The following is a 5832-nucleotide window of genomic DNA, read 5'->3' as shown; positions in this document are numbered from 1 at the left end:
GTCAGGAACTGGCTCGACACATCGCCGCGCACGCGGATCGGCGCGTCGATCTTGACCGGCGCGGCGTGGATGGCCAGCGGCGGGAAGCCTTCGTTGCCGGTGTAGTCGATGCGCGCGCCGACCTGGCGCAGGCCGTCGACCAGATCGCCGATCGGCCGCTCGTGCATGCGCGGCACGCCGTGCAGCGTATATTCGCCGCCCTGTAGGGCCAGCGCGGCGGTCAGCGGGCGGATGGCGGTGCCGGCGTTGCCCATGAACAGATCAGCGGATTTGGACGGGAAACGGCCGCCGGTGCCGGTGACGCGGTAATCGTTGTCACCCAGCCGCTCTACCGACACGCCCAACTTGTCGAGCGCGGCCAGCATGACGCGCGTGTCGTCGGAATCCAGCAGCTCGCGCACGACGGTTTCGCCCTGCGCCAGCGCAGCCAGCAGCAGCACGCGGTTGGAGATGCTCTTCGAGCCCGGCAGCTTGATCGTGCCGCGCGCCGCCTTCAGCGGACCGACGTCGAGGTGTTTCATGAGTCCAGTCAGTTCTAAAACGTTATTCGGGTTGCGCGCCGGTACCATCTACTGGTGCCACGCGCTGCGGCCAGGCCAGGCGCGCCTCGCTGGCGCGGCGGAACACGCGTTCGAGCGCAGCGCCGTCGCGCTCGGCAATCATCGTCTTCAGGCGGCCGACCACGGCTTCGTAGGTGGTGAGCTCGCGCAGCAATGCCTCGCGGTTCGACAGGCAGATATCGCGCCACATCTCCGGCGATGACGCCGCGATGCGGGTGAAATCGCGGAAGCCACCGCCGGCAAAGTCGAGCTTGAGCTCGGCGTCTTCGGCGTTGATGATCTGCGCGACCAGCGCGTACGACAGCACGTGCGGCAGATGGCTGACGGCAGCGAAGACGGCATCGTGCTGCACGGCCGACATCACGTGGCAGTACGCGCCCGCCGTTTCCCACATTGCCTGTACGCGGGCAACATCGGCGCGGCGATTTTCCTGCAGTGGGCACAGAACCGTCTTTTTGCCGACATAGAGGTCGGCCAACGCGGCTTCCACGCCATTCAGCTCACGGCCCGCAATCGGGTGCGCCGGCACGAACTGGCTGACCTGGTCGCCCAGCGCCGTCTTGGCGGCCATGATGACGTCGGACTTGGTGCTGCCGGCGTCCGTCACGATGGCATCCGCGCCGAGGTGCGGCTGCATGGCGAGCAGCAGTGGCAGCGTCTGCGCCACGGGCGCACACAGCACGACCATGTCGGCGCCCCGCACGGCCTCTTCCATCGGCAGGGCCTCGTCGATCACGCCCAGGCGGATGGCCGTCTCCAGCGACGCCGCCGACCGACCGACGCCCACGATATGCCCGACCACGCCCGCATGGCGCAACGCCAGCGCGAGCGAACCGCCGATCAAGCCGACGCCAACGATCACCAACCGCGAACTGGAAAAAGAAGAGGCCACAACACCGCCCTGCCAGAAAAAAGCAAAGCGGCATTGTAGCCCGATGTGCGCGGCGCCCGATGCCTGGGGCGGGGTGCCGCGCGGGTCACGACAGAAGTTACGCGGCGGCCTTTTCCTGCGCCAGCGCCACTTCCAGCGCCTCGATGAAGGTGGCGTTTTCTTCCGGCAGCCCGATGCTGATGCGCAGCCATTGCGGCAGGCCATAGTTGCCAACCGGGCGCACGATCACACCCTGCTTGAGCAGCGCGATGTTCACGCGCGCACCGGCGCTGGTGTCGTCGCCCACGCGCACCAGTACGAAGTTGCCCGACGACGGCACGTACTGCAAGCCGAGGCGATCGAACGCTTCAGTCAGCTGCACGTAGCCGGCGGCGTTCAGCTCCGCGGATTGGCGCAGGAATTCGGCGTCACTCAGCGCAGCGACGGCTGCCGCCTGCGCCAGGCTGTTGACGTTGAACGGCTGGCGGATGCGGTTGAGCAGATCGGTCAGCTGCGGCTGCGCGATGCCGTAGCCCACGCGCAGGCCAGCCAGCCCATACGCCTTGGAGAACGTGCGCGACACCAGCAGGTTTGGATACTGGCGCACCCACGCGACGGAGTCGTACTGCTGCTCGGGCTTGAGGAATTCGTTGTACGCCTCGTCCAACACGACGACCACGGTCGGCGGCACCTTGGCGAGGAACGCAGCGATGGCGTCGGCCGGCAGGAAGGTGCCGGTCGGGTTGTTCGGGTTGGCGATGTAGATCAGGCGCGTGTCCGGCGTGATGGCGGCGGCCATCGCGTCCAGATCGTGGCCGTAGTCGCGGGCCAGCACTTCGATGGCGCGCGCGCCGACTTCCTGCGCGGCCAGCGCATACACCGCAAACGAGTGCTGCGCGTAGATCACACCCTGCCCCGGCGCCACCAGCGCGCGGGCGGCGAGTTCAAGGATGTCATTGCTGCCGTTGCCGAGCGTGATCCACGCTTCCGGCACGCCGAACTTGTCGTGCAGCGCGGCCTTCAGGCTGAAACCGTTGGCATCCGGGTAGCGCGCCAGCTCATCGATGGCCGTGGCCATGGCCGACTTGGCCGATTGCGGCATGCCCAGCGGGTTCTCGTTGGACGCCAGTTTGACGATGCGCGCGGCATCCAAACCGAACTCGCGCGCGACTTCGGAAATCGGCTTGCCGGCCACATAGGGGGCGATGGCGCGGACATATTCGGGGCCGAACTGCAAAGACATGGGGTGCTCCTCTGGTATCGGCGCCCCGCCCATGCGAGGCGCGCTTCTGAATCCCTCGGGAGCGCCGCAAACCGGCGCCGGCCTGCCTCGTCCCCGTTAGCGTGCCGAGGGGTAGGACCCCAGCACCTTGAAATACGCTGCGTCGTGGTGCAGCTTTTCCAGCGCGCGCGCCACCTGCGGGTCGCGCTGATGGCCTTCCACGTCGACGTAGAAGTAGTACTCCCACGCACCGCTGCGCGCCGGCCGCGACTCGAAGCGGCACATCGACACGCCATTCTCGGCCAGCGGCGCCAACAGCTTGTAGACCGCGCCGGCCTCGTTCGGCACCGACAGGATCAGCGAGGTCTGGTCGCGTCCGCTCGGTTCCGTCTCGTAGTTGCCGATGACGACGAAACGCGTGCGGTTGTGCGGATCGTCCTCCACGTTGGCGCGCACCACGTGCAGGCCGTAGCGGTTGGCCGCCTGCACGCTCGCCAGCGCGGCGATGGTTTCATCTTCGCCCGCCACGCGCGCGGCTTCGGCGTTGCTCGACACCGCCTCGCGCTCCAGGTGCGGGTAGTGCGTGTTCAGCCAACGCTGGCACTGCGCCAGCGCCTGCGCATGCGCGCGCACCACTTTCACCTGCGACATGTCGCCGGTCTTGTGCAGCAGGTTGTGGTGGACCCGCAGCGCGATCTCGCCGCTGATCTTCAGCGACGTCTGCAAAAACAGATCGAGCGTGCGCGATACCACGCCTTCGGTCGAATTCTCGACCGGCACCACGCCGCAATCGACCGTGCCGGACTCCGCCGCGCGGAACACCTCATCGATGCTCGGGCACGGCACCGGCTGGATCTCATGCCCGAAGTGGGCGAACACCGCCTGCTCCGTGAACGTACCCGTCGGGCCGAGGTAACCGATGCGCAGCGCCTGCTCCAGGCCGCGGCACGCCGACATCACCTCGCGCCAGATGGCCGCGATGCTCTCGTCGTGCAGCGGGCCCGCATTGCCCGACTGCATCTTGCGGATGACCTGCAGCTCGCGGTCCGGCCGGAACGCCGGCGACGAATAGCGCTTCTTCACCTCGCCCACTTCCTGCGCCACCTTGGCGCGGTCCGAGAGCAGGCTCAGCAGCTGGTTGTCGATCGCGTCGATCTGCGTGCGCAACGGCGCCAGCTCCGCCGCGAGTGCGGCGTCCTTGTTTTGCTTCGTATCGTCTGACTGACTGGTCATTGTAGGAATCGGGTTCGGCAACGGATTGCAAATTGCCACGCAAAGCGGGCGCTTCGCGCAATGTTCTGCCGTGGTTGAGCGGGTGCCTTCTGCGCTTAGGCGGCCGACCGCTCGAAATCGCGCATGAAGTCGACCAGCGCCTCCACACCTTCCAGCGGCATCGCGTTGTAGATGCTCGCCCGCATGCCGCCCACGGACTTGTGGCCCTTGAGCTGCACCAGCCCACGCTCGCGCGCCTGCGCCAGGAACGCCTCGTTGCGGGACTCGTCATTGAGGAAGAACGGCACGTTCATGCGCGAACGGCACGACGGATGGATGTCGTTGCGGTAGAAGCTGCTGGCGTCGATGAAGTCGTACAGCATCTCCGACTTGACGATATTGCGCGTCTCCAGCGCCTCGACGCCGCCCTGGCGCTTGATCCACTGGAACACCAGCCCAGCGACGTAGATCGCATAGGTGGGCGGCGTGTTGTACATCGAGCCATTCTCGGCCACCAGGCGCCAATTGAACGCCGATGGGCACAGCGGGTGGGCATGGCCGAGCAAATCCTTGCGCACGATGGCGATGGTCAGGCCGGCCGGGCCGATGTTCTTCTGCGCGCCGCCATACAGGACTTGGTAACCATTCCAGTCGATCGACCGCGAGAGGATATGGCTCGACACGTCGGCCACCACCACGCGCCCGTGCGCTTGGCCAACATCCGGCGTCTCCTGATACTCCACGCCGACGATGGTCTCGTTGGTGCACAGGTGCACGTAGGCCGCATCGTGCGACAGCTGCCACGTCGACACATCCGGAATCTTGTGGAAGCGCTCGGCTTCGCTGGTCGCGGCGATGTTCACCTGACCATACTTGCGCGCTTCCTGCTGCGACTTGACCGACCAGGTGCCGGTGACGACGTAGTCGGCCTTCGGGCCGTCAACCGACAACCGCCGCATCAGGTTCAGCGGCACGATGGCGTTCTCGGCGATGGCGCCGCCCTGCAGGAACAGGATCTCGTAGTTGTCCGGCACCGCCAGCAACTCGCGCAGGTCAGCAAAGGCCTGCGCCATGATGCTTTCGAACTCGCGGCCGCGATGGCTCATCTCCATCACGCTCATGCCGCTGCCCTGCCAGGAGAGCATCTCTTCCGCCGCTTGCTGCAGCACTTCGGCCGGCAGCACGGCCGGCCCCGCCGAAAAGTTGTAGACACGTGCCTGGCTGGCTTGGAGGGCGAGATCGGCTTGACTCATGGGCGAAAGGACAAAAGAAAAATGGCTGTCTGGGCGCAAACCCAAACAGCCATTATCCATCAATCGACGGCGCGACGGGGATCGCGCCGGTTCAACGATGATTACTTGCCCTTCTTGGCGGTGGTCGCCAGGCCGATTTCCTTGTCAGCCATGTCGCGCATGGACTTGCCGACTTGCGGACCGTACTTCTGCATCACGCTGCCCCACACTTCCTGCATCGCCTTGCCCTGGTTGGTCATGAACGCTTGGCCGCTCGGGGTCTTCAGGAACGTGGTCAGATCCTTGATCTGTTGCGTCGTGTAGTACTTCGACAGCGAGTCGTAGTGCGCTTGCAGAGCGTCCTTGCGGAAGGTATCGGTTTCGAAGGCCTTGCCGGCACCATCGGTCATGCGCTGCACGGCGCCGTTCTGCTTCAGCTTGTCGACGGCAGCCTGCTTCTGCTTGTCGTCGAGCGACTTGTTCTCGACCAGTGCTTGTTCCAGCACCAGCGGGGCTTCCTGCTTGGCACCGTTTTCCAGCACTTCACCCTGACCGCGGATTGCCTGGTCGACGTTCATGGTCGTCAGCAATTCCTTGATGGCAGCCGTCTTGTCAGCATCGCCACCAGCGGTTTGTGCGAAGGCAAACAGCGGCGCGAAACCTGCCACCACGATCAGATGTTTGAGACTCTTGTGCATTGTTGCTCCCTTGAGATAAGCGTTGCGTTTAGGCCGG

General features: G+C 65.5%; 5 protein-coding genes and 1 pseudogene. All 6 read right to left on the bottom strand.

The window, feature by feature from the left end:
- A pseudogene (locus QZ609_RS23740) lies at positions 1 to 521 on the bottom strand (3-phosphoshikimate 1-carboxyvinyltransferase); the annotation flags it as partial.
- Positions 522 to 543: 22 nt separating this feature from the next.
- A complete protein-coding gene (locus QZ609_RS23735; RefSeq protein WP_295500105.1) occupies positions 544 to 1452 on the bottom strand; it encodes a prephenate dehydrogenase in 909 nt (302 codons plus the stop codon).
- Between the two features lie 97 nt (positions 1453 to 1549).
- Positions 1550 to 2674 (bottom strand): histidinol-phosphate transaminase, encoded by a 1125-nt coding sequence (gene hisC / locus QZ609_RS23730; RefSeq protein ID WP_295500103.1) that lies wholly within the window; start codon positions 2672 to 2674, stop codon positions 1550 to 1552.
- Between the two features lie 96 nt (positions 2675 to 2770).
- Entirely contained in the window at positions 2771 to 3886 is a 1116-nt protein-coding gene (pheA, locus tag QZ609_RS23725) for a prephenate dehydratase (RefSeq protein ID WP_295500101.1), read from the bottom strand.
- 95 nt (positions 3887 to 3981) lie between these two features.
- Positions 3982 to 5118, bottom strand: a complete 1137-nt coding sequence (gene serC / locus QZ609_RS23720; RefSeq protein WP_295500099.1) for a 3-phosphoserine/phosphohydroxythreonine transaminase — start codon at positions 5116 to 5118, stop codon at positions 3982 to 3984.
- Positions 5119 to 5219: 101 nt separating this feature from the next.
- Entirely contained in the window at positions 5220 to 5795 is a 576-nt protein-coding gene (locus QZ609_RS23715; RefSeq protein ID WP_295500097.1) for a DUF2059 domain-containing protein, read from the bottom strand.
- Positions 5796 to 5832: the final 37 nt, after the last annotated feature.

The organism is uncultured Ralstonia sp. (genome assembly GCA_913056305.1).
Classification (GTDB): Bacteria; Pseudomonadota; Gammaproteobacteria; order Burkholderiales; family Burkholderiaceae; genus Ralstonia.
Note: the sequence above shows the minus strand (reverse complement) of the source record. Positions and strands in the feature narration are given on the sequence as shown.

Excerpts from the sequence above, each read along its gene's own strand:
- hisC (WP_295500103.1), bottom strand. The coding sequence starts at position 2,674 with ATGTCTTTGCAGTTCGGCCCCGAATATGTCCGCGCCATCGCCCCCTAT.
- pheA (WP_295500101.1), bottom strand. The coding sequence starts at position 3,886 with ATGACCAGTCAGTCAGACGATACGAAGCAAAACAAGGACGCCGCACTC.
- serC (WP_295500099.1), bottom strand. The coding sequence starts at position 5,118 with ATGAGTCAAGCCGATCTCGCCCTCCAAGCCAGCCAGGCACGTGTCTAC.
- QZ609_RS23715 (WP_295500097.1), bottom strand. The coding sequence starts at position 5,795 with ATGCACAAGAGTCTCAAACATCTGATCGTGGTGGCAGGTTTCGCGCCG.